This window comes from Streptomyces pseudogriseolus (assembly GCA_002154585.1).
In the GTDB taxonomy this organism is placed as follows: Bacteria; Actinomycetota; Actinomycetes; order Streptomycetales; family Streptomycetaceae; genus Streptomyces; species Streptomyces pseudogriseolus.
In genome coordinates this window covers 1-22,368 of sequence record MUNG01000097.1, presented here as the reverse complement: position 1 = coordinate 22,368, position 22,368 = coordinate 1, and the positions used below count along the sequence as shown (strand labels likewise).

General features: G+C 69.4%; 21 protein-coding genes and 1 tRNA gene. 12 read left to right on the top strand and 10 right to left on the bottom strand.

Annotated features, from left to right (window positions below; translation table 11 throughout):
- Window positions 1-11 precede the first annotated feature (11 nt).
- On the top strand, window positions 12-344 hold the full coding sequence (trxA, locus tag CCN29_RS10455; protein WP_006134067.1) for a thioredoxin: 333 nt from the start codon (window positions 12-14) through the stop codon (window positions 342-344).
- Between the two features lie 87 nt (window positions 345-431).
- On the opposite strand, the gene CCN29_RS10450 is transcribed toward trxA, so the two are convergent.
- From CCN29_RS10450 to rpmH, 9 genes are all read right to left on the bottom strand, one after another.
- Window positions 432-1,049: a GNAT family N-acetyltransferase gene (locus CCN29_RS10450; RefSeq protein WP_006134068.1), complete on the bottom strand. Its 618-nt coding sequence runs from the start codon at window positions 1,047-1,049 to the stop codon at window positions 432-434.
- A gap of 318 nt (window positions 1,050-1,367) precedes the next feature.
- A complete protein-coding gene (locus tag CCN29_RS10445) occupies window positions 1,368-2,468 on the bottom strand; it encodes a ParB/RepB/Spo0J family partition protein (RefSeq protein ID WP_031018116.1) in 1,101 nt (366 codons plus the stop codon).
- On the bottom strand, window positions 2,465-3,541 hold the full coding sequence (locus CCN29_RS10440) for a ParA family protein (protein ID WP_078592309.1): 1,077 nt from the start codon (window positions 3,539-3,541) through the stop codon (window positions 2,465-2,467). Before CCN29_RS10440 ends, CCN29_RS10445 begins: the two co-directional genes overlap by 4 nt.
- A 367-nt stretch (window positions 3,542-3,908) precedes the next feature.
- Window positions 3,909-4,628 (bottom strand): 16S rRNA (guanine(527)-N(7))-methyltransferase RsmG, encoded by a 720-nt coding sequence (rsmG, locus tag CCN29_RS10435; RefSeq protein WP_006134071.1) that lies wholly within the window; start codon window positions 4,626-4,628, stop codon window positions 3,909-3,911.
- A gap of 120 nt (window positions 4,629-4,748) precedes the next feature.
- The gene (locus tag CCN29_RS10430) at window positions 4,749-5,261 is read right to left on the bottom strand and encodes a Jag family protein (RefSeq protein ID WP_006134072.1); all 513 of its coding nucleotides are present in this window, start codon (window positions 5,259-5,261) and stop codon (window positions 4,749-4,751) included.
- A 15-nt stretch (window positions 5,262-5,276) separates the two neighbouring features.
- Window positions 5,277-6,551: a membrane protein insertase YidC gene (gene yidC / locus CCN29_RS10425; RefSeq protein ID WP_006134073.1), complete on the bottom strand. Its 1,275-nt coding sequence runs from the start codon at window positions 6,549-6,551 to the stop codon at window positions 5,277-5,279.
- 3 nt (window positions 6,552-6,554) lie between these two features.
- Window positions 6,555-6,929: a membrane protein insertion efficiency factor YidD gene (yidD, locus tag CCN29_RS10420; protein WP_006134074.1), complete on the bottom strand. Its 375-nt coding sequence runs from the start codon at window positions 6,927-6,929 to the stop codon at window positions 6,555-6,557.
- A complete protein-coding gene (gene rnpA, locus CCN29_RS10415) occupies window positions 6,926-7,297 on the bottom strand; it encodes a ribonuclease P protein component (RefSeq protein ID WP_006134075.1) in 372 nt (123 codons plus the stop codon). The genes yidD and rnpA overlap by 4 nt, the downstream gene beginning before the upstream one ends.
- Before the next feature lie 21 nt (window positions 7,298-7,318).
- Window positions 7,319-7,456 (bottom strand): 50S ribosomal protein L34, encoded by a 138-nt coding sequence (gene rpmH, locus CCN29_RS10410; RefSeq protein ID WP_003956500.1) that lies wholly within the window; start codon window positions 7,454-7,456, stop codon window positions 7,319-7,321.
- A gap of 375 nt (window positions 7,457-7,831) precedes the next feature.
- Here rpmH and dnaA point away from each other — a divergent pair, with 375 nt between their 5' ends.
- The 11 genes from dnaA to CCN29_RS10350 all read left to right on the top strand — a co-directional run bounded on the left by dnaA (window position 7,832) and on the right by CCN29_RS10350 (window position 21,786).
- Window positions 7,832-9,826, top strand: coding sequence for a chromosomal replication initiator protein DnaA (gene dnaA / locus CCN29_RS10405; RefSeq protein WP_078592307.1), 1,995 nt, complete (start codon window positions 7,832-7,834; stop codon window positions 9,824-9,826).
- A 978-nt stretch (window positions 9,827-10,804) separates the two neighbouring features.
- Window positions 10,805-11,935: a DNA polymerase III subunit beta gene (gene dnaN / locus CCN29_RS10395; RefSeq protein WP_006134077.1), complete on the top strand. Its 1,131-nt coding sequence runs from the start codon at window positions 10,805-10,807 to the stop codon at window positions 11,933-11,935.
- A 146-nt stretch (window positions 11,936-12,081) separates the two neighbouring features.
- The gene (gene gnd, locus CCN29_RS10390) at window positions 12,082-12,957 is read left to right on the top strand and encodes a phosphogluconate dehydrogenase (NAD(+)-dependent, decarboxylating) (protein WP_006134078.1); all 876 of its coding nucleotides are present in this window, start codon (window positions 12,082-12,084) and stop codon (window positions 12,955-12,957) included.
- Window positions 12,958-13,030: 73 nt separating this feature from the next.
- A complete protein-coding gene (gene recF, locus CCN29_RS10385) occupies window positions 13,031-14,152 on the top strand; it encodes a DNA replication/repair protein RecF (RefSeq protein ID WP_086681185.1) in 1,122 nt (373 codons plus the stop codon).
- On the top strand, window positions 14,149-14,691 hold the full coding sequence (locus tag CCN29_RS10380) for a DciA family protein (RefSeq protein ID WP_086681183.1): 543 nt from the start codon (window positions 14,149-14,151) through the stop codon (window positions 14,689-14,691). The genes recF and CCN29_RS10380 overlap by 4 nt, the downstream gene beginning before the upstream one ends.
- A 434-nt stretch (window positions 14,692-15,125) precedes the next feature.
- Entirely contained in the window at window positions 15,126-17,186 is a 2,061-nt protein-coding gene (gyrB, locus tag CCN29_RS10375) for a DNA topoisomerase (ATP-hydrolyzing) subunit B (RefSeq protein WP_006134081.1), read from the top strand.
- Window positions 17,187-17,228: 42 nt separating this feature from the next.
- A complete protein-coding gene (gene gyrA, locus CCN29_RS10370) occupies window positions 17,229-19,826 on the top strand; it encodes a DNA gyrase subunit A (RefSeq protein ID WP_006134082.1) in 2,598 nt (865 codons plus the stop codon).
- 18 nt (window positions 19,827-19,844) lie between these two features.
- The gene (locus CCN29_RS10365; RefSeq protein ID WP_086681180.1) at window positions 19,845-20,588 is read left to right on the top strand and encodes a DUF3566 domain-containing protein; all 744 of its coding nucleotides are present in this window, start codon (window positions 19,845-19,847) and stop codon (window positions 20,586-20,588) included.
- 122 nt (window positions 20,589-20,710) lie between these two features.
- Window positions 20,711-20,784: transfer RNA gene (locus tag CCN29_RS10360), tRNA-Ile, on the top strand.
- A gap of 78 nt (window positions 20,785-20,862) precedes the next feature.
- The gene (locus CCN29_RS10355; protein ID WP_086681177.1) at window positions 20,863-21,321 is read left to right on the top strand and encodes an ASCH domain-containing protein; all 459 of its coding nucleotides are present in this window, start codon (window positions 20,863-20,865) and stop codon (window positions 21,319-21,321) included.
- Between the two features lie 87 nt (window positions 21,322-21,408).
- Entirely contained in the window at window positions 21,409-21,786 is a 378-nt protein-coding gene (locus CCN29_RS10350; RefSeq protein ID WP_086681175.1) for a VOC family protein, read from the top strand.
- Window positions 21,787-22,026: 240 nt separating this feature from the next.
- Here CCN29_RS10350 and CCN29_RS10345 read toward each other — a convergent pair.
- Window positions 22,027-22,368: DUF6344 domain-containing protein (locus CCN29_RS10345; RefSeq protein WP_086681192.1), on the bottom strand; the 342-nt coding region annotated here is incomplete at its 5' end.

Here is a 22,368-nt window from a genome sequence, read left to right as displayed (position 1 = left end):
AGGAGCCCGCTGTGGCCGGCACCCTGAAGAACGTGACCGACGACTCCTTCGAGCAGGACGTCCTCAAGAGCGACAAGCCTGTCCTGGTGGACTTCTGGGCCGCCTGGTGCGGTCCGTGCCGTCAGATCGCTCCGTCCCTCGAGGCCATCGCCGCCGAGTACGGAGACAAGATCGAGGTCGTCAAGCTCAACATCGACGAGAACCCGGACACGGCGATGAAGTACGGCGTCATGTCCATCCCCACCCTGAACGTCTACCAGGGCGGCGAGGTCGCCAAGACCATCGTCGGCGCCAAGCCGAAGGCCGCGATCGTGCGCGACCTCGAGGACTTCATCGCCGAGTAGTGACGGGCCGCCTCCACTGCGGTGCATGTTTCACGTGAAACACGAATGGGCCGACCCTTCGGGGTCGGCCCATTCGTGTGAACGGGACTAAAGCGGACGCAGGGCCGGCTCTTTCTGTACCGCACCCAGCAGCCGGTCGAGTGCCATCTCCACGTCTTCCTTCCAGGAGAGCGTCGACCTCAGCTCCAGACGCAGCCGGGGGGAGGCAGGGTGCTGCCGAACCGTCTTGAAGCCCACAGCGAGCAGATGGTCGGCCGGGAGCACACAGGCCGGCTCCTTCCACCGGGCGTCACCGAAGGCCTCGATCGCCTTGAACCCCCGGCGCAGCAGATCCTTCGCCACCGTCTGCACCATGACGCGGCCAAGTCCCTGCCCCTGGTAGTCGGGCAGGATGAACGCGGTCATCAGCTGCACCGCGTCGGGGGACACCGGGCTGGTGGGGAATGCTGTGGAGCGCGGCACATAGGCGGGGGGCGCGTAGAGGACGTAGCCCACCGGGACCTCGTCCACATAGACGACGCGGCCGCACGATCCCCAGTCGAGCAGGACGGCCGAGATCCAGGACTCCTTCTCGAGCGCTGCGGTGCCCGCCTTTACCGCTGCTTCGCCGCTGACGGGGTCGAGCTCCCAGAAGACGCACGCACGGCAGCGCTGGGGGAGGTCCGGAAGGTTGTCCAGCGTGAGCGGTACGAGCCGACGGCCCATGAAGGCTGTTCCTCGCTTCCTGCGCCCGCTGCCACACGGGCGGCGGTCAGAGCACTCCGTTCTCTGAGCAGGCCCCCGATGAAGCCGCTGACGACACCGACCCCCAGCCCCGCGCTCATCAGTCCGGTGCGGCTCGTCATTCGCATGGCCCCTGCCTACTCTCAGAGGTGTTGCCGGGTGGATGCGCCATATACGAACACATCGTATCCATGAAGCGATTCCGCCGATACCGCCACAAGGCAAAGGGCGGGCCGTGTTCCGGTAACCACCGGAACACGGCCCGCCCTGGCCGACTCTCGGACCGAGCGAGGCGACCCTTCAGGAATCGGTCTCCTCGACGTCGTCCTCATCCACGAGGCTGGACTGGAGCACCGGGCCCTCTCCGGGGGCGAGGGTGCCGAGGATGCGCTCCAGGTCCTCCATCGAGGCGAACTCGACGGTGATCTTGCCCTTCTTCTGGCCGAGGTCGACCTTCACCCGGGTCTCGAAGCGGTCCGACAGTCGCGTCGCCAGTTCGGACAGGGCCGGGGACACCCGGGCTCCCGCACGCGGCCCCTTGGAGCGCTGAGCCTTCTGCGGCCGCGAGCCCATCAGGGTCACGATCTCTTCGACGGCGCGCACCGAGAGGCCCTCGGCCACGATGCGGTGGGCCAGCCGGTCCTGCTCCTCGGAGTCCTCGACGGACAGCAGGGCGCGGGCGTGCCCGGCGGAGAGCACTCCGGCGGCCACACGACGCTGCACGGTCGGGGACAGCTTCAGCAGACGCAGGGTGTTGGACACCTGGGGCCGGGAGCGGCCGATGCGGTCGGCCAGCTGGTCGTGCGTGCAGTTGAAGTCCTTGAGCAGCTGGTCGTAGGCGGCGGCCTCTTCCAGCGGGTTCAGCTGTGCACGGTGCAGGTTCTCCAGCAGCGCGTCCAGGAGGAGCTTCTCGTCGTCCGTGGCCCGCACGATGGCCGGGATGGCCGCGAGGCCGGCCTCGCGGCAGGCACGCCACCGGCGCTCACCCATGATGAGCTCGTACCGGCCGCCACCCACCTGGCGGACGACCACGGGCTGGAGCAGACCGACCTCCTTGATGGAGGTGATCAGCTCGGCCAGGGCGTCCTCGTCGAAGACCTCACGGGGCTGCCGCGGGTTCGGCGTGATGGCGTCGAGGGGAATCTCGGCGAAGTGAGCACCCATCGGCGCGGCCGGCACCGACGGGCCCGCCGCTGTGGCGTCCTCTGTTTCACGTGAAACAGAGGACAGCGTGGCCACCTTCGCGGCGGCCACTCCGCGCTCGTTCGGCAGGACCGGAACCGCTGCGGGCGACGGGGAGGCCGTCCCGCCCAGTGCGGCCGGCGGCACCGTCTTCTCTGTCGGGGCAGCGGGGATCAGTGCTCCGAGCCCACGACCCAGCCCCCTCCGTCGCTCACTCACTGCACGCCCTCCACCATGTTCGGTTCAGTCTGCTGTGCGCCGATGTGCGCCTGTGACGCGTCGTAGTGGACACCGACGCCCCTCAGCGCGATCTCACGGGCCGCCTCGAAGTACGAGAGAGCACCGCTCGATCCAGGATCGTAAGTCAGCACCGTCTGCCCGTAGCTCGGCGCCTCCGAGATACGGACGGAGCGGGGGATGCTGGTACGCAGAACCTCATCGCCGAAGTGGGTGCGCACCTCCTCGGCGACCTGGGAGGCAAGCCGCGTCCGACCGTCGTACATGGTGAGCAGGATCGTCGAGACGTGCAGGGTGGGGTTGAGGTGGCCTCGCACCAGGTCGACGTTGCGCAGCAGCTGTCCGAGTCCCTCCAGTGCGTAGTACTCGCACTGGATCGGGATGAGCACCTCCTGGCCGGCCACCAGGGCATTGACCGTGAGAAGGCCGAGCGACGGCGGGCAGTCGATGAGGATGTAGTCGAGCGGCTGCTCGTAGGCCTGGATGGCCCGCTGCAGCCGGCTCTCCCGCGCCACCAGCGACACCAGCTCGATCTCCGCACCGGCGAGATCGATGGTGGCGGGGGCGCAGAAGAGGCCCTCGACATCTGGGACGGGCTGGACGACCTCCGCCAGCGGCTTGCTCTCCACCAGGACGTCGTAGATGGAGGGCACCTCGGCGTGGTGGTCGATCCCCAGGGCGGTGGACGCGTTGCCCTGCGGGTCGAGGTCGATCACCAGGACGCGTGCGCCATGCAGAGCGAGCGAGGCGGCCAGGTTGACGGTGGTGGTCGTCTTCCCCACGCCGCCCTTCTGGTTGGCGACCACGATGACCCGGGTCTGCTCAGGGCGCGGCAGCCCCTCACCGGCACGGCCCAGAGCCTCCACCGCCAGCTGGGCAGCGCGACCGATGGGAGTGTCGTCCATCGGAGGCGGTGTTTCACGTGAAACATCCGCCCCCATCGATTCGGTACGGGGACCGGGGACCGGATCGGTCATCGGTCCCGCGATGTTGGCGTCGGACCGCAAGGATTCACTCTCCTCGACTTCAGGCTCGCAATGAACAGAGCCTCCCATGCCTTCGGGGTCGCGAACCAGTGAGGCCTGACGTTCTGTGGAGAAATCCACCTCTGTGGACAACTCCGTGCCCCGTGAGGGGGCAGGTGTCTCGCGTGGAGGGGAGCTCTCGTCCAGGGAACCGAGAGGCTTCCGGTCACGAGGTTCGGCCGCAGCGCGGCCCCGACTGATGATGCCGTGCAGCAGTGAGCGACGTTTCACGTGAAACACGATGCACAGCGGTGGAGGCGGTGCTGCCGCGACACTCCGGCATGCGTGGGTTTGGCAGCTTGTGTGGAGTACGCCCGACCACAAAGGCCGGGCGCGTGATCGCGACGTGCGTCGCCGTGACACTCCTCCTCACAGCTTCACGATGAGGGGGATACGACTACCCGCGGCGGCGACGGGCCCGTCCGGTGCGGGCTGCCTTGGCGCGCTTGGCGGCGAAGCGCACACCGCCGGGACTCTCCCCGACCTCGACCCGCACCACGGTGGACGCGGGATCCACCACGCCCTCACCCACGTGCACGACCGACGTGGTCACGGCGCCCAGCTTCGTGAGGGCGGTGGCGGCGCTCTTCAGCTCCTCCTCCGCGGTGTCACCCTTGAGCGCGAGCATCTCCCCGTAGGGCCGCAGCAGGGGGATGCCCCAGGTGGCCAGACGGTCGAGCGGCGCGACGGCGCGCGCGGTCACGACGTGTACCGGAGGCAGCTTGCCCATGACCTCCTCGGCGCGTCCCCGCACCACCGTCACATGGTCCAGGCCGAGCAGCTCCACGACCTCGGTCAGGAAGTTGGTACGGCGGAGCAGCGGCTCCAGCAGGGTGATCTTCAGGTCCTCGCGGACCAGGGCCAGCGGAATGCCCGGCAGTCCTGCCCCCGAGCCGACGTCGCACACGGTGACGCCTTCGGGCACGACCTCGGAGAGCACCGCGCAGTTCAGCAGGTGCCGCTCCCACAGGCGGGGCACCTCACGGGGACCGATCAGGCCGCGCTGGACGCCCGCCTCGGCGAGCAGCTCGGCGTACCGGACCGCGTCCGCGAAGCGTTCACCGAACACCTCACGGGCCTGCTCGGGTGCGGGGGGAAGCTCCGCTGCCTCCGTCACGGTGGACCGTCCTTCCGTACCGTGCCGACACGGACGCCGACACCAGAACCAGAACTATCAGGCTGACAAAGAGCGGCCCCGCCTGCGCAACAGACGGGGCCGATGGACCGGTGGAGCCGGTCAGGCGGGAAGCACGACGACGAAGCGCTGCGGCTCCTCGCCCTCGGACTCGCTGCGCAGGCCGGCCGCCTTGACGGCGTCGTGCACGACCTTGCGCTCGAACGGGGTCATCGGGTCGAGCCGCACGGGCTGGCCGCTGCTCCTGGCCTCGGCCGCGGCCTTGGCGCCCAGGTCGGCGAGCTCAGTGCGCTTGCGGGCGCGGTAGCCGGCGATGTCGAGCATCAGGCGGCTGCGGTCGCCGGTCTCCCGGTGGACCGCGAGGCGCGTGAGCTCCTGGAGAGCCTCCAGCACCTCGCCGTCGCGGCCCACGAGCTTCTGCAGGTCGCGGCTGCCCGTGTCACTGATGATCGAGACAGAGGCGCGGTCGGCCTCGACGTCCATGTCGATGTCGCCGTCGAGATCGGCGATGTCGAGCAGACCCTCCAGGTAGTCCGCCGCGATCTCGCCTTCCTGCTCGAGGCGGGTCAGGGTGTCTGCGCCCTCGGCAGCGGCCGCGGTGGTGCCTTCCGTCACGGGATGGACTCCTTCTTACTTCTTCGACGGGGACTTGGGCCGCTGCGGGCCCTTGCGCTGTCCGGACTGGGCCCTGCTGCGGGTGGAGCCGTTGCCGGCGGGCTTGGCGTTGCCCTTCGTGGCCGCGGGCTTGGCGTCCTGGTCCTGCGGTGCGTCGGCCTTGGTCAGCGAGGTGGGTTCACCCGCCGGCTTGACCGCGCCGGAGTGGCGCTTGGACTTGGGCTGCCGCTTGGGCTGCTGCCGCTTGGGGGCGGCGGTGGCGGTCGTCGTACCGCCCTCGGCCTGGGCGGCGGCGCTGCTCTCGCTCTTGATCACCGTGCCGTCGGCCTGCGCGGCGAGACCGGCCTTGTTCAGGCCGTTGATGAACTTGCGCTCGTACTCGTTGCGGTCGCGGCCCTTGGTGACGATCGCCTTGACGATGGCGCGCTCCCGGCGGTTGCGGGTCTTGCCGTGCCGGGCGACGTGCTTGGAGAGGCGCTCCAGGTAGGCGGCCTGGGCCTTGGAACCCGGGGTCGGGTTGTTGTGGATGACGTACATCTGCTGGCCCATGGTCCACACGTTGGTGGTCAGCCAGTAGACGAGGACACCGACGGGGAAGTTGATGCCGAAGACGGCGAAGATGACGGGGAAGACGTACATCAGCATCTTCTGCTGCTGCATGAACGGCGTCTTCACCGTGGTGTCGACGTTCTTCGTCATCAGCTGGCGCTGCGTGTAGAACTGCGACAGCGACATCAGGACGATCATGATCGCCGTGACGACCCGCACGTCGGTCAGCGACGAGTTGAGCGCCTCGACCTTGTCGGGACTGTCCGTGAACTTCGCGGCGAGCGGGGCGCCGAAGATGTGGGCCTTCTGGGCGCTCTCCAGCAGTCGCTCGTTGATCACGCCGATGGTGTCGTTCGACGCGATGCTGTTGAGCACGTGGTACAGGGCGAAGAAGAACGGCGACTGCGCCAGGATGGGAAGACACGAGGAGAGCGGGTTGGTGCCCGTCTCCTTGTAGAGCTTCATCATCTCTTCGGACTGGCGCTGCTTGTCGTTCTTGTAGCGCTCCTGGATCTTCTTCATCTCCGGCTGGAGCGTCTGCATGGCGCGCGTCGCCTTGATCTGCTTCACGAAGAGCGGGATCAGGCAGATGCGGATGAGAATCACCAGGGACACGATGGACAGGCCCCAGGCCCACCCTGTGTCGGGCCCGAAGATGGAGCCGTACACGCTGTGGAACTGGACGATGACCCAGGAGACAGGTGTCGTGATGAAGCTGAAGAGGCTGGCAATCGTGTCCACTAATCATGCTCCTTGGGCATGGGACGGGGTCTCTGCGGCCGGGTCCGACGGACTCGTAGGACTTGTGGGAGAAGCCTGTCCCTCGGTGGCCGGTTCAACGGCGGAGGTCCCGCCCTTGCGTGCACGCCAGGCGTTACGCAGCATCTCGTGCCATCGAGGGCGCTTGCGCGGCGGGACATGGTCCACGCCGCCCAGCGACCACGGATTGCACCGCAGGATGCGCCAGGCCGTGAGTGCTGTTCCCTTGACGGCACCGTGCCGGTCGATGGCCGTGTAGCCGTAGTGGGAGCACGACGGGTAGTACTTGCACACCGGGCCCAGCAGCGGACTGATCGTCCACTGGTAGAGCTTGATCAGTGCCAGCAGCGGGTACTTCATCGCGCGCCCCCTCCCAGCAGCCGCTGAAGAGCGGCGTCCAGGTCTCGGGCCAGCTGTGCGTGGTCGGCGTCGCCCGCGGGGGGCAGCGCTCGTACCACTACCAGGCTACCGGGGGGCAGCTGGTCGACTCGCTCGCGCATCAGATGGCGAAGCCTCCGCTTCACCTTGTTGCGCACCACAGCTCCGCCCACGGCCTTGCTCACGACGAAACCCGCACGCGTCGGGGGAGCGCTCTCCCCAGGCGCATGCGGGTCCGTTGCACCGCTACGAAGATGGACGACGAGGTGCTGGCGCCCGGCCCGGCGTCCTCGTCGTACCGCGGTCGCGAAGTCCTCGCGCCGCCTCAGCCGGTTCTCGGTGGGCAGCACGACGGCATGACCTGACCGGGATCAGGCGGACAGACGGGCGCGACCCTTGCTGCGGCGGGACGCGAGAATCGCGCGGCCGGCACGGGTGCGCATACGCAGCCGGAAGCCGTGGGTCTTGGCGCGACGACGGTTGTTCGGCTGGAAGGTGCGCTTGCTCACTCGGGGGCTCCAGAAAGAATCGGTGTTTGCGGGGTGCCGTCCTGGCTGTCACCGTGCGCCCACGAGTAGCTCGCGTTACGCCCGAGTGCACCGCTGACCGATCACCTTGCGCGATCTGTGCCCATCGGAGGCAGGCGGCAGCAGCCATCGACAACTCGACCTGGTTACGGTACGCGCGGCTGCGCCATTCGGTCAAACCGACGGTCGCCGGGAGACACTTGTCCACAGCCTGGGGACAACAACTTGAACCGTACCGGTCGCGCTGACTACCGTGACTGGACTCCGATTCGTTCCCTTGACCCTTCACCACCCGATTTACATCCCGACCCGTCCCCCGCATCACACGATCGGGGGACCTGTGAGAGAGCGTGCCCTGTGGCTGACGTACCTGCCGATCTTGCCGCAGTGTGGCCACGCGTACTGGAGCAACTGCTCGGCGAGGGCCGTGGACAAGGTGTCGAGAGCAAGGACGAACACTGGATCCGGCGCTGCCAGCCGCTGGCCCTGGTCGCCGACACCGCGCTGCTCGCCGTGCCCAACGAGTTCGCCAAGGGTGTCCTCGAGGGACGTCTGGCCCCGGTCGTCAGCGAGAGCCTGAGCCGTGAGTGCGGCCGCCCGATCCGTATCGCGATCACGGTCGACGAGACCGCCGGCGAGCCGCCCGCCACGCCGGCGCCCGCTCCCCGTCCGCAGCCGCGCTACGAGGAGCCGGAGCTGCCCCCGGTCCACCCGGAGCGTCCGGAGCGCCCGGACCACCGCGACCGGCAGGAGCGCGAGCCGTACCAGGAGCGTGAGCCGTACGAGGGGTACGGCGGGTACGACCGCCGGCGCGGCGAGCAGCAGGGCCGGCCGGACGACCAGCTGCCCTCGGCGCGCCCCGCCTACCCTTCGGAGTACCAGCGCCCCGAGCCCGGCTCCTGGCCGCGGCCCTCGCAGGACGACTACGGCTGGCAGCAGCAGCGGCTCGGTTTCCCCGACCGGGACCCGTACGCCTCGCCGTCCCAGGACTCCTACGGCTCCCCGCAGCAGGACCCGTACGGCGCGCAGGATCCGTACGGCACGCAGGACTCGTACGGCTCGGACTCGTACGGCGGTCCGTCCTCCCAGGACTACCGTCCCCAGCCTGTGGACCGCCCGTCCTACGACCAGCGCTCCGACTACGAGCCGTCCCGCGGCGACTACGACCAGCGCGACGACCGGCGCCGCGACCTGCCGGAGCCGCCGCCCGGCTCGGGACACGTCCACCGCGGCGGCCCGGTCGGCCCGAACCTGCCGACGACGGGCGCGCCCGGTCCGCTGGCGGCGCAGCCGGCCCCGGCGACGGGTCCCGGCGAGCCGACCGCGCGGCTGAACCCGAAGTACCTCTTCGACACGTTCGTCATCGGCGCGTCCAACCGCTTCGCGCACGCGGCGGCGGTGGCCGTCGCCGAGGCGCCGGCGAAGGCGTACAACCCCCTGTTCATCTACGGCGAGTCGGGCCTCGGCAAGACGCATCTGCTGCACGCCATCGGGCACTACGCGCGGAGCCTCTACCCGGGCACGCGCGTGCGGTACGTGAGCTCGGAGGAGTTCACCAACGAGTTCATCAACTCCATCCGCGACGGCAAGGGCGACAGCTTCCGCAAGCGCTACCGCGAGATGGACATCCTGCTCGTCGACGACATCCAGTTCCTGGCGGACAAGGAGTCGACGCAGGAGGAGTTCTTCCACACGTTCAACACGCTCCACAACGCCAACAAGCAGATCGTGCTGTCCAGCGACCGGCCGCCCAAGCAGCTGGTGACGCTGGAGGACCGGCTGCGGAACCGTTTCGAGTGGGGCCTGATCACCGACGTGCAGCCGCCGGAGCTGGAGACGCGCATCGCGATCCTCCGCAAGAAGGCGGTCCAGGAGCAGCTCAACGCCCCGCCGGAGGTGCTGGAGTTCATCGCCTCCCGCATCTCGCGCAACATCCGCGAGCTGGAGGGCGCGCTGATCCGGGTGACGGCCTTCGCGTCGCTCAACCGGCAGCCGGTGGACCTGGGGCTCACGGAGATCGTCCTCAAGGACCTGATGCCCGGGGGCGACGACTCGGCCCCGGAGATCACCTCGACGGCCATCATGGGCGCGACCGCCGACTACTTCGGGCTCACCGTCGAGGACCTGTGCGGCACCTCGCGCGGGCGCGCGCTGGTGACCGCACGGCAGATCGCCATGTATCTGTGCCGTGAGCTGACGGACCTGTCGCTGCCGAAGATCGGCGCGCTGTTCGGCGGGCGGGACCACACGACGGTGATGCACGCCGACCGGAAGATCCGCAATCTGATGGCCGAGCGGCGGTCCATCTACAACCAGGTCACCGAGCTGACCAACCGCATCAAGGCCGGCTGACGGCCCGCATTCCTGCGCGCGAGGGCGCCCCCGGAGCCATCCGGGGGCGCCCTTTTTTCGTGCTCCCGGCTTCCCGGTACGCCGTCCCACGGCTCTCCCAGCCGCGTGCGACTCCGCGTCCCGGCTCTCCGAGGCGTCCCCCGCCGCCCCTGACGCGTCTTCCGCCTCCCCGACCGCCGAGCCCGCGACGTCCCCGGTGTTCGATTCCAGCCGCGGGTTACGGCCTTCCTCCACAGATTCGGCGACTTTTTCCCGTCCACACGCTGGGGACCGCGAAGTTGTCCCAACGCCGTCCACAGGCACCCCTGGTGAGAAGCTGTCCGCGCAGGTCACCTGCCTGTGGATCCGTGGACAAACGATCTCCACAGACTGTGGACGACGCGGTGATCCACAGCCTGTGCATCGAGTTGTCCACGGGCTTCCCACAGGCTGCGGCCGGTTGTCCCCAGTGATCGGCCGCTTCTCCACATGGCTGTCCACTGTTCGGCAACGCGGCGCGCCTCCTCACCGGCCCGAGTGAAAGCCGTCACATCGAGCTGCCGAAGGGGGCTGTGGGAAAGGAGCGCAAACCTGGGGACGCGTCTGGGGAGAACTCGGCCCTCCCTGTGCACGGGATGTGCAGAACTTTCCGTTCTCCACAGCGAGGCCCGGTTGTCCACCGCCGCCGCCCACAGGGCCCGTGGACAAAAAACCGGCGCTGAGCTGCGCAAACGAGGTTATCCACGGTATCCACAGGCCCTACTACTACTCCCGACCATAGAGAGCGAGGAATTCGTTTCGAAGAGGGTCCTGTGCACAACTCGCTGTCTCGGCCCCGCCTGCCACTCGTCACGACTTGACCCCGACGGGCACCTACTGTCAGTGCGGTGCGTCAGACTGGACCCCGGTGTCCTTCCCCTCCGAGGGGCCGACGACACCGAGTCAGACGACGAAGCCAGGCAGGGCGAGAAGCGCCGGCAACAGCAGGAGGCGGCAACAGTGAAGATCCGGGTGGAACGCGACGTACTCGCGGAGGCAGTGGCCTGGGCGGCTCGCAGCCTCCCGGCCCGTCCGCCGGCGCCTGTCCTCGCCGGCCTGCTGCTCAAGGCCGACGACGGCCAGCTGAGCCTGTCCAGCTTCGACTACGAGGTCTCCGCGCGCGTGTCGGTGGAGGCCGAGGTCGAGGAGGAGGGCACGGTCCTGGTCTCCGGCCGCCTGCTGGCCGACATCTCCCGCGCCCTGCCCAACCGCCCGGTGGAGATTTCCACAGACGGTGTACGGGCGACGGTGGTCTGCGGCTCCTCGCGGTTCACGCTCCACACACTGCCTGTGGAGGAGTACCCGGCCCTGCCGCAGATGCCGAACGCGACGGGCACGGTCCCCGGCGAGGTCTTCGCCTCCGCCGTGCAGCAGGTCGCCATCGCGGCCGGCCGTGACGACACGCTGCCCGTCCTCACCGGTGTGCGCATCGAGATCGAGGGCGACACGGTGACGCTGGCCTCCACCGACCGCTACCGCTTCGCGGTCCGCGAGTTCCTGTGGAAGCCGGAGAACCCGGAGGTCTCCGCGGTCGCCCTGGTGCCCGCCAAGACCCTCCAGGACACTGCCAAGGCGCTGACCAGCGGCGACCAGGTGATCCTGGCGCTGTCCGGCTCGGGTGCGGGCGAGGGCCTGATCGGCTTCGAGGGCGCCGGACGCCGCACCACCACGCGTCTGCTGGAGGGCGACCTCCCGAAGTACCGCACGCTGTTCCCGACGGAGTTCAACAGCGTCGCCGTGATCGAAACCGCCCCCTTCGTGGAGGCCGTGAAGCGCGTGGCCCTGGTCGCCGAGCGCAACACCCCGGTGCGGCTGAGCTTCGAGCAGGGCGTGCTCATCCTGGAGGCCGGCTCCAGTGACGACGCACAGGCTGTGGAAAGGGTCGACGCCCAGCTCGAGGGCGACGACATCTCCATCGCCTTCAACCCGACGTTCCTGCTGGACGGCCTGAGCGCCATCGACTCCCCGGTGGCCCAGCTGTCGTTCACCACGTCCACCAAGCCGGCGCTGCTCAGCGGCCGCCCGGCGATGGACGCGGAGGCGGACGATGCCTACAAGTACCTGATCATGCCGGTGCGGCTCAGCGGCTGATCCGCGGCCGCGGGGGAAGCCGCAGGTGGGGACGGGCGTGTGAGCGCGTATGCCCACAGATGTGCGCGAGAGTCCGGGTTTAGGCTCGGACGCCGGCACGCGAGTGCCGTCACGTCCCGTCGCAACCACCGTAAGGAACACATCTGATGGAGCTCGGTCTCGTCGGTCTCGGCAAGATGGGCGGCAACATGCGCGAGCGGCTGCGCCGCGCGGGCCACACCGTCTTCGGGTACGACCGCAACCCGGACCTCGCCGACGTCCACAGCCTGCGGGAGCTCGTGGGCAAGCTCAGCGGCCCCCGCGTGGTGTGGGTGATGGTCCCGGCCGGTGAGCCGACCCAGTCCACCGTCGACGAGCTGGCCGAGCTGCTGGCGCCCGGCGACGTCGTGGTGGACGGCGGCAACTCCCGCTGGACCGACGACGAGAAGCACGCCGCGGAGCTGGCGGCCAAGGGCATCGGCTTCGTCGACTGCGGCGTCTCCGGCGGCGTCTGGGGCCTGGAGAACGGCTACGCGCTGATGTACGGCGGCTCCGCGGAGGACGTCGCCAAGGTGCAGCCGATATTCGACGCCCTCAAGCCGGAGGGCGACTTCGGGTCGGTGCACGCCGGCAAGGCCGGCGCGGGCCACTTCGCCAAGATGGTCCACAACGGCATCGAGTACGCCATGATGCAGGCCTACGCCGAGGGCTGGGAGCTGCTGGAGAAGGTCGACTCGGTGACCGACGTCCGCGAGGTCTTCCGCTCCTGGCAGGAGGGCACCGTCATCCGCTCCTGGCTGCTCGACCTCGCGGTCAACGCGCTCGACGAGGACGAGCACCTGGAGGGGCTCCGGGGTTATGCACAGGACTCCGGTGAGGGACGCTGGACTGTGGAGGCCGCCATCGACAACGCGGTCCCGCTGCCGGCGATCACGGCCTCGCTGTTCGCCCGGTTCGCCTCGCGCCAGGAGGACTCGCCGCAGATGAAGATGATCGCGGCGCTGCGGAACCAGTTCGGCGGCCACGCGGTCGAGAAGAAGTAATCCACAGGGACGTCACCTGTCCACAGGACCGCGCCCGCGGTCCGCGACGCCGGAGGAGGTCGGCGGAACGATCATGCACGTCACGCATCTGTCGCTGGCCGACTTCCGCTCCTACCCCCGGGTCGAGGTCTCGCTCGACCCCGGGGTGACGGCCTTCGTCGGTCCCAACGGGCAGGGCAAGACGAACCTCATCGAGGCGGTCGGCTACCTCGCCACCCTCGGCAGCCACCGGGTGTCCTCCGACGCCCCGCTGGTGCGCATGGGAGCCGACCGCGCGATCGTCCGGGCCCAGGTCCGGCAGGGCGACCGGCAGCAGCTGGTCGAGCTGGAGCTCAACCCGGGCCGCGCCAACCGCGCCCGCATCAACCGGTCCTCGCAGGTCAGGCCGCGTGACGTGCTGGGCATCGTGCGGACCGTGCTGTTCGCGCCCGAGGACCTGGCGCTGGTCAAGGGCGACCCGGGCGAGCGCCGGCGTTTCCTGGACGAGCTGATCACGGCGCGCTCCCCGCGCATGGCGGGCGTGCGCTCCGACTACGACCGGGTGCTCAAGCAGCGCAACACGCTGCTGAAGTCGGCGGCGCTGGCCCGCCGGCACGGGGGCCGCACGCTGGACCTGTCCACGCTCGACGTGTGGGACCAGCACCTCGCGCGCGTGGGCGCCGAGCTCCTGGCGCAGCGCCTGGACCTGGTGGCCTCGCTCCAGCCGCTGGCCGACAAGGCGTACGAGCAGCTGGCGCCGGGCGGCGGCCCGGTGACGCTGGAGTACCGGCCGTCCGCGCCGGGCGAGGCGCACACCCGTGAGGACCTGTACGAGCAGCTGATCGCCGCGCTCGCCGAGTCCCGCAAGCAGGAGATCGAGCGCGGGGTGACCCTGGTCGGCCCGCACCGTGACGACCTGCTGCTCAAGCTGGGCCAGATGCCCGCCAAGGGCTACGCCTCGCACGGCGAGTCGTGGTCCTACGCGCTGGCGCTGCGTCTCGCCTCGTACGACCTGCTGCGCGCCGAGGGCAACGAGCCGGTGCTGGTGCTCGACGACGTGTTCGCGGAGCTGGACGCGCGCCGCCGGGAGCGGCTGGCCGAGCTGGTGGCCCCCGGTGAGCAGGTGCTGGTGACGGCCGCCGTCGACGACGACGTGCCGCACGTGCTGGCGGGCGCGCGGTTCGCCGTGTCCGAGGGCATGGTGGAGCGCGCGTGAGCGGGGAGAAGCCGTCCGCCGGCGGCGCCGGGAAGGACCCCGAGCCCTCAGGCGTCGACCTGGCCCGGGTGGCGCTGCGCGCGGCCCGCGAGGCGGCACGCGCGCGTGGGGACGCGGCGCAGCAGAAGAAGCAGGCGCGGCGCGGGGGCCTGCGCTCCGGAGCCCGTACCGACCGGCGTGACCCGATGGCGCTGGGCGCGGCGATCAACCGGCTGCTCACCGAGCGCGGCTGGGAGGCCCCGGCGGCGGTCGGCGGGGTGATGGGGCGCTGGCCGGAGATCGTCGGCGAGGACGTCGCCAAGCACTGCGAGCCGGAGCGGTACGACGAGGACGAGCGTGTGCTGGTGGTGCGCTGCGACTCCACGGCGTGGGCGACCAATCTGCGGCTGCTGGCGCCGACGCTCGTGGCCCGGCTCAACGATGACCTCGGGCACGGCACCGTGCGGCTGATCAAGGTGGCCGGACCCGCCGGGCCGGCCCGCCGCTACGGGCCGCTGCGCGCCCCGGGGAGCACCGGTCCCGGGGACACGTACGGGTGATCCGGGGGCTTTTTCCGCCTCGCCGTGCACACGTGAGGGACATCACATTCGGGCGTCCGGGCACCGCTTTCGCGGGGCGGATGCCCGCTTCGTCGTGCCCCCGGACGGGGCCGCGCGCCGCCACCTGACTCCTAAGTAGCCAAGGGTTGACGGCCGGAAGCGCTGAGTGCCCTCGTGGGGCCTCTGGAGCCCCCATCCGCATATCGGGAGTCGGGCGAGGCCGTTTCGGGGCGGCACATGCGGACTCAGGTACCCGCAAACCCCCATCGATGTCAGTGCTACCGGTAGACTGGAAGACAATCCCGCCCCGATCGTGGGGACCGCCCGGGAAGACGCTGAGCAACGCTGATCAAGGCTTACCAACGCAACATGCCGCAGCCGCTCCGGCAACCTGCCGACGAGCCCGGCTCGTGCTGTGCCAGAAAGGGCGCTTCGTGGCCGATTCCGGCAACCCCAACGAGAACATCCCGTCCACCGACACCGCCGCCGGCGACGCGGCGAGCTCCTCGACCGGAGACGCCGCCACGTCGTACGACGCGAGTGCCATCACCGTCCTCGAGGGCCTGGACGCGGTCCGCAAGCGACCCGGCATGTACATCGGGTCGACGGGCGAGCGGGGCTTGCACCACCTGGTGCAGGAGGTCGTCGACAACTCGGTCGACGAGGCGCTGGCCGGCTACGCGGACACCATCGACGTGACGATCCTGGCCGACGGCGGCGTCCGCGTCGTCGACAACGGCCGTGGCATCCCCGTGGGCATCGTCCCCTCCGAGGGCAAGCCCGCCGTCGAGGTCGTCCTCACCGTGCTGCACGCGGGCGGCAAGTTCGGCGGCGGCGGCTACGCGGTCTCCGGCGGTCTGCACGGCGTGGGCGTGTCCGTGGTCAACGCGCTGTCGACGCGCGTCGCCGTCGAGGTGAAGACCGACGGCCACCGCTGGACGCAGGACTACAAGCTGGGCGTCCCCACGGCGCCCCTGCAGAAGCACGAGGCGACCGAGGAGACCGGCACGTCGGTCACCTTCTGGGCCGACGGCGACATCTTCGAGACCACGGACTACTCGTTCGAGACGCTCTCCCGGCGCTTCCAGGAGATGGCGTTCCTCAACAAGGGCCTGCGGATCAACCTCACCGACGAGCGTGAGTCGGCGAAGGCGACCGCCGGCGCGGACGAGGCGGGCGAGGACGAGAAGCACGAGGTCAAGAGCGTCTCGTACCACTACGAGGGCGGCATCGTCGACTTCGTGAAGTACCTCAACTCCCGCAAGGGCGAGGTGATTCACCCCACCGTCATCGACCTCGAGGCGGAGGACAAGGAGCGGCACCTGTCGCTCGAGGTCGCCATGCAGTGGAACGGCGGCTACACGGAGGGCGTGTACTCGTTCGCCAACATCATCCACACGCACGAGGGCGGCACGCACGAGGAGGGCTTCCGTGCGGCGCTCACCTCGCTGATCAACAAGTACGCGCGCGACAAGAAGCTGCTCCGCGAGAAGGACGACAACCTCACCGGCGACGACATCCGCGAGGGTCTGACCGCGATCATCTCGGTCAAGCTGAGCGAGCCGCAGTTCGAGGGCCAGACCAAGACCAAGCTGGGCAACACCGAGGTGAAGACCTTCGTGCAGAAGGTCGTCTACGAGCACCTCGCCGACTGGCTGGACCGCAACCCGAACGAGGCCGCGGACATCGTCCGCAAGGGCATCGCGGCAGCCACCGCGCGCGTGGCGGCCCGCAAGGCGCGCGACCTGACGCGCCGCAAGGGCCTGCTGGAGACGGCGTCGCTGCCGGGCAAGCTGTCCGACTGCCAGTCGAACGACCCGACCAAGTGCGAGATCTTCATCGTCGAGGGTGACTCCGCCGGCGGCTCGGCCAAGTCCGGCCGCAACCCCGAGTACCAGGCGATCCTCCCGATCCGAGGAAAGATCCTCAACGTCGAGAAGGCGCGCATCGACCGGATCCTGCAGAACCAGGAGATCCAGGCGATGATCTCCGCGTTCGGCACCGGCGTGCACGAGGACTTCGACATCGAGAAGCTCCGCTATCACAAGATCATCCTGATGGCGGACGCCGACGTCGACGGCCAGCACATCAACACCCTGCTGCTGACGTTCCTGTTCCGCTTCATGCGGCCGCTGGTCGAGGCCGGGCACGTGTTCCTCTCCCGTCCCCCGCTCTACAAGATCAAGTGGGGCAAGGACGACTTCGAGTACGCGTACTCCGACCGCGAGCGCGACGCGCTGATCGAGATGGGCCGCAACGCGGGCAAGCGCATCCGTGAGGACTCCGTCCAGCGCTTCAAGGGCCTCGGCGAGATGAACGCCGAGGAGCTGCGCATCACCACGATGGACCAGGAGCACCGGGTCCTCGGCCAGGTCACCCTGGACGACGCCGCCCAGGCCGACGACCTCTTCTCCGTCCTGATGGGCGAGGACGTCGAGGCCCGCCGCGCGTTCATCCAGCGCAACGCCAAGGACGTCCGCTTCCTCGACATCTGAGTCGGTCTCAGCTGACCGCACCAGGAAGGACCTTCACCAGCAATGACCGACGAGAACACTCCCGTCACGCCTCTCGAGGACGCGGACGCGGCCGGTATGCGCGTCGAGCCCGTCGGGCTCGAGACGGAGATGCAGCGTTCGTACCTCGACTACGCGATGTCCGTCATCGTCTCGCGTGCGCTGCCCGACGTCCGTGACGGCCTCAAGCCCGTCCACCGCCGCGTGCTGTACGCGATGTACGACGGCGGCTACCGCCCCGAGCGCGGCTTCTACAAGTGCGCCCGCGTCGTCGGCGACGTCATGGGCAACTACCACCCGCACGGCGACAGCTCCATCTACGACGCCCTGGTCCGGCTCGCCCAGCCCTGGTCGATGCGGATGCCGCTCGTCGACTCCAACGGCAACTTCGGCTCCCCGGGCAACGACCCGGCGGCGGCCATGCGCTACACCGAGTGCAAGATGGCGCCGCTGTCGATGGAGATGGTCCGTGACATCGACGAGGAGACCGTCGACTTCACGGACAACTACGACGGCCGCTCCCAGGAGCCGACCGTCCTGCCGGCCCGGTTCCCGAACCTGCTGATCAACGGCTCGGCCGGTATCGCGGTCGGCATGGCGACCAACATCCCGCCGCACAACCTGCGCGAGGTCGCCGCCGGCGCCCAGTGGTACCTGGAGAACCCGGAGGCGTCGCACGAGGAGCTGCTGGACGCGCTCATCGAGCGCATCAAGGGCCCCGACTTCCCGACCGGCGCCCTGGTGGTCGGCCGCAAGGGCATCGAGGAGGCGTACCGCACGGGCCGCGGCTCGATCACCATGCGCGCGGTGGTCGAGGTCGAGGAGATCCAGAACCGCCAGTGCCTGGTGGTCACGGAGCTGCCGTACCAGACCAACCCCGACAACCTCGCGCAGAAGATCGCCGACCTGGTGAAGGACGGCAAGATCGGCGGCATCGCCGACGTGCGCGACGAGACGTCCTCGCGGACCGGCCAGCGTCTGGTCATCGTGCTGAAGCGGGACGCGGTCGCCAAGGTCGTGCTGAACAACCTGTACAAGCACACCGACCTCCAGACCAACTTCGGCGCCAACATGCTGGCCCTGGTCGACGGCGTGCCGCGCACGCTGTCGCTGGACGCGTTCATCCGCCACTGGGTGACGCACCAGATCGAGGTCATCGTCCGCCGTACGCGCTTCCGGCTGCGCAAGGCCGAGGAGCGGGCGCACATCCTGCGCGGTCTGCTGAAGGCCCTGGACGCCATCGACGAGGTCATCGCGCTGATCCGGCGCAGCGACACCGTCGAGATCGCGCGCGGCGGCCTGATGGACCTCCTCGACATCGACGACATCCAGGCCAACGCCATCCTCGAGATGCAGCTGCGCCGGCTGGCCGCCCTGGAGCGCCAGAAGATCGTCCAGGAGCACGACGAGCTCCAGGCGAAGATCAACGAGTACAACGAGATCCTGGCCTCCCCGGTCCGCCAGCGCGGGATCGTGAGCGCCGAGCTGGCCGCGATCGTCGAGAAGTACGGCGACGACCGCAAGACGAAGCTGATCCCCTACGAGGGCGACATGTCCATCGAGGACCTGATCGCCGAGGAGGACATCGTCGTCACGGTCACGCGCGGCGGCTACATCAAGCGCACCAAGACCGACGACTACCGGGCGCAGAAGCGCGGCGGCAAGGGTGTGCGCGGGGCGAAGCTCAAGGAAGACGACATCGTCAACCACTTCTTCGTCTCCACCACGCACCACTGGCTGCTGTTCTTCACCAACAAGGGCCGTGTGTACCGCGTGAAGGCGTACGAGCTGCCCGACGCGGGACGCGACGCGCGCGGGCAGCACGTGGCGAACCTGCTGGCCTTCCAGCCGGACGAGACCATCGCCCAGATCCGCGCCATCCGCGACTACGACGCGACGCCCTACCTGGTCCTGGCCACCAAGGCCGGCCTGGTGAAGAAGACCCCGCTGAAGGACTACGACTCCCCGCGGTCCGGCGGTGTCATCGCGATCAACCTGCGTGAGCGCGAGGACGGAACCGACGACGAACTGATCGGCGCCGAACTCGTCTCGTCCGAGGACGATCTGCTGCTGATCAGCAAGAAGGCACAGTCGATCAGGTTCACGGCGACGGACGACGCGCTGCGGCCCATGGGCCGCGCCACCTCGGGCGTCAAGGGCATGAGTTTCCGCGAAGGGGACGAGCTGCTCTCGATGAATGTTGTTCGACCCGGTACGTTCGTGTTCACTGCCACGGACGGCGGGTACGCGAAGCGGACCGCCGTCGACGAGTACCGCGTCCAGGGCCGCGGCGGCCTCGGCATCAAGGCCGCCAAGATCGTGGAGGACCGCGGGTCGCTCGTCGGCGCGCTGGTGGTCGAGGAGACCGACGAGATCCTCGCCATCACGCTGTCGGGTGGTGTGATTCGTACGCGAGTCAACGAGATCAGGGAAACCGGCCGTGACACCATGGGCGTCCAACTGATCAACCTGAGCAAGCGCGATGCCGTGGTCGGCATCGCCCGTAACGCCGAAGCAGGACGCGAGGCGGAGGAAGTCGACGGCGACGTGGCCGTGGACGACACCGCCGACGGGGACGCGACCACCGGTACGGACCAGGGCGAGGCGCCCTCGTCCGAGTAGCACGAGGAGTGAGTCAGCGTGAGCGGAGCCACGGGCGCCGGACCGGCCGGTACCAGTACGGGAACGGACGGCGGCGGCCGTGGCTCCGCCGCGCGGGCGTCAGATCCGCACACGACCAATCTCAAAGCGATCAAGGCGCCGGTCTCCGACGCCTCCTCGTCGACCAGGCAGGGATCCCAGGGGGGAACCGTGACGGACACCCGAGGCCCGCAGGCCGCACCCGCGCAGGGTGCGGCCGCCCAGGCGGCCTCACCGCTGCCGGGGGAACGGCAGCCGCAGCAGCAGGCGGGCCCGTACCACCCGCCGCAGGCCTATCCGGCCCAGGCGGGCGCCGCCGCCGGCCGCACCGGTGCGGTGCGCCGTCCCCGCACGGGCGCGAGCACCACCCCGCGCGTGCGTAAGGCGCGCCTGCGCGTGGCGAAGGCCGACCCGTGGTCGGTCATGAAGGTGAGCTTCCTGATCTCCATCGCGCTCGGCATCTGCACGATCGTGGCGGCCGCGGTGCTGTGGATGGTCATGGACGCCATGGGCGTCTTCTCGACCGTCGGCGGCACGATCTCCGAGGCGACCGGCTCGGAGGGGTCGAACGGCTTCGACCTCCAGTCGTTCCTGTCGCTGCCGAACGTCCTGCTGTTCACGACGGTCATCGCCGTCATCGACGTCGTCCTGGCGACGGCGCTGGCGACCCTGGGCGCGTTCATCTACAACCTGTCGGCCGGTTTCGTGGGCGGCGTCGAGCTGACGCTGGCCGAGGACGAGTGACCAGCCTGGCAGGCGCTCCCGGGCCGCGCTGACGGCCCGGGGGAAACCGATTTTGGGACTGCCCCGGTCGTGCGCTAATCTTCAGGAGTCAGCGCGCGGGACACACCCCCGCAAAGCGCGGCGGGGCTATAGCTCAGTTGGTTAGAGCGCATCCCTGATAAGGATGAGGCCACAGGTTCAAATCCTGTTAGCCCCACAGCACGGAAACCCCCGGTCCACTCGGACCGGGGGTTTTTGCGATGCGTGCCCGGCACGGGCCGGTTACGGTCGCCGGATGACATCCGATCCCACGTCGCCCCCCGCGGACGTCGCGGCGCTGCCCACGGCGGAGTTCGCCTTTCCCGGCCCGTTGCGCGACCGGCTGGTCGCGGCGGTCCTCGACGGCTCCAAGACCGCCACGACAGGACTCGTCGCCGAGTACGAGCGTGAGGGGGAGCCCCTGCCAAAGGCCGGGGACCGTTCGGTGCTCGTCGACTCGGACGGCCGGCCGGTCGCGGTCCTCGAGGTGACCGGCGTGCGTGTCGTCCCGCTGGCGCGGGTGGATGCCGTTCACGCGGTGGACGAGGGGGAGGGATACGCCGGCGTGGCCGAGTGGCGCGCGGGCCATGAGCGGTTCTGGGGCAGCGCGGAGATGCGGGCGGCGCTGGGCGACCCGGACTTCGCCGTGGACGACACGACGCCGGTCGTCCTGGAGCGCTTCCGTGTCGTCACCGACCTGCGCGGCGCCGGCTGAGCCGTGGTCCGCCGAAATCCGTCGCGTCGCGTGGGCGACGGGCGGTACGGTCGCGGGCTCGTGCTTCCGATGGGAAGGTGGGGCTTCATGGCGAGTCGGATCAGTGAACTGGTGCTGGAGTGCCGGGACCCGGAGCTGCTCGCGCGGTTCTGGTGCGAGGTGCTCGACTTCGTGGAGCTGGACCGTGACGGGGAGGACATCGAGATCGGTCCGCGGGAGGGGTTCGGCGGGGCGCAGCCGACGATCGTCCTCAGCAAGCAGGAGCGGCCGCAGCCGGACAGGACCCGGCTGCACATCGACGTGAACGCCACCGACCGCGACCAGGACGCCGAGCTGGAGCGTCTGCTGGGGCTCGGGGCGCGGCCGGCCGACGTCGGGCAGACCGGTGAGGAGTCGTGGCATATCCTCGCCGATCCTGAGGGCAACGTGTTCTGCCTGCTGAGAAGGCGTCTCGACCCGCTCTGAGGCCCTGTCGAGGGTCCTGCGGTGCGCCAAGTGCTACGGGAGCCGCACAGCGCCTCACACCGCCGTGTGCGGGCGCGCGGTGCGGACATGACCCGGACCCCGGTCGGCGGGCGACCGGGGTCTTCGTTCTCTCTGCTCGTGTCGTGCCGTTGTGCTGTACGCAAGTTCGCCAGGACTCCGGTGAAGCAGCGACGGCACGAGGAGGGTCGGGTCGGAAGAAGCAGCGGGGGCGCGGCGGCCTCAGCGCTGGAGCGGGATCCGGGCGGAGGCGGGAGCGGGCAGGGTGGTCGCCGTGTCCGGGGAGCAGTGCGCGGGGACCAGTTCCGACTCGGGGCGTTCGGAGGAACCGTCCTGTGCCGCCTCGGTGTCGGATTCCGCGGCCGTGTCCGAGAGGGGCCGGTGCCGGCAGCTGGGGGATTTGCCGTGCGCCTCGGCGTGGATGCGCTGCTTCATCGTGGGGGGCAGTGCCCTGATCAGGGACCAGGACCACAGGGAAGTCGTCGGTGCGGGCGCCTCCGTCTTCGGAGCGGCGCTGTCGCTGTTGCGCGTCTTCTGGGTCTGGGGTACTGCCGCCGCGGCGGC

Bases quoted from the DNA above. Each gene is read 5' to 3' on its own strand.
- recF (WP_086681185.1), top strand. From the start codon at position 13,031: ATGCACGTCACGCATCTGTCGCTGGCCGACTTCCGCTCCTACCCCCGG.
- CCN29_RS10350 (WP_086681175.1), top strand. From the start codon at position 21,409: ATGGCGAGTCGGATCAGTGAACTGGTGCTGGAGTGCCGGGACCCGGAG.
- yidD (WP_006134074.1), bottom strand. From the start codon at position 6,929: ATGAAGTACCCGCTGCTGGCACTGATCAAGCTCTACCAGTGGACGATC.
- CCN29_RS10440 (WP_078592309.1), bottom strand. From the start codon at position 3,541: ATGGGAGGCTCTGTTCATTGCGAGCCTGAAGTCGAGGAGAGTGAATCC.
- CCN29_RS10450 (WP_006134068.1), bottom strand. From the start codon at position 1,049: ATGGGCCGTCGGCTCGTACCGCTCACGCTGGACAACCTTCCGGACCTC.
- gyrA (WP_006134082.1), top strand. From the start codon at position 17,229: ATGACCGACGAGAACACTCCCGTCACGCCTCTCGAGGACGCGGACGCG.
- gnd (WP_006134078.1), top strand. From the start codon at position 12,082: ATGGAGCTCGGTCTCGTCGGTCTCGGCAAGATGGGCGGCAACATGCGC.
- CCN29_RS10355 (WP_086681177.1), top strand. From the start codon at position 20,863: ATGACATCCGATCCCACGTCGCCCCCCGCGGACGTCGCGGCGCTGCCC.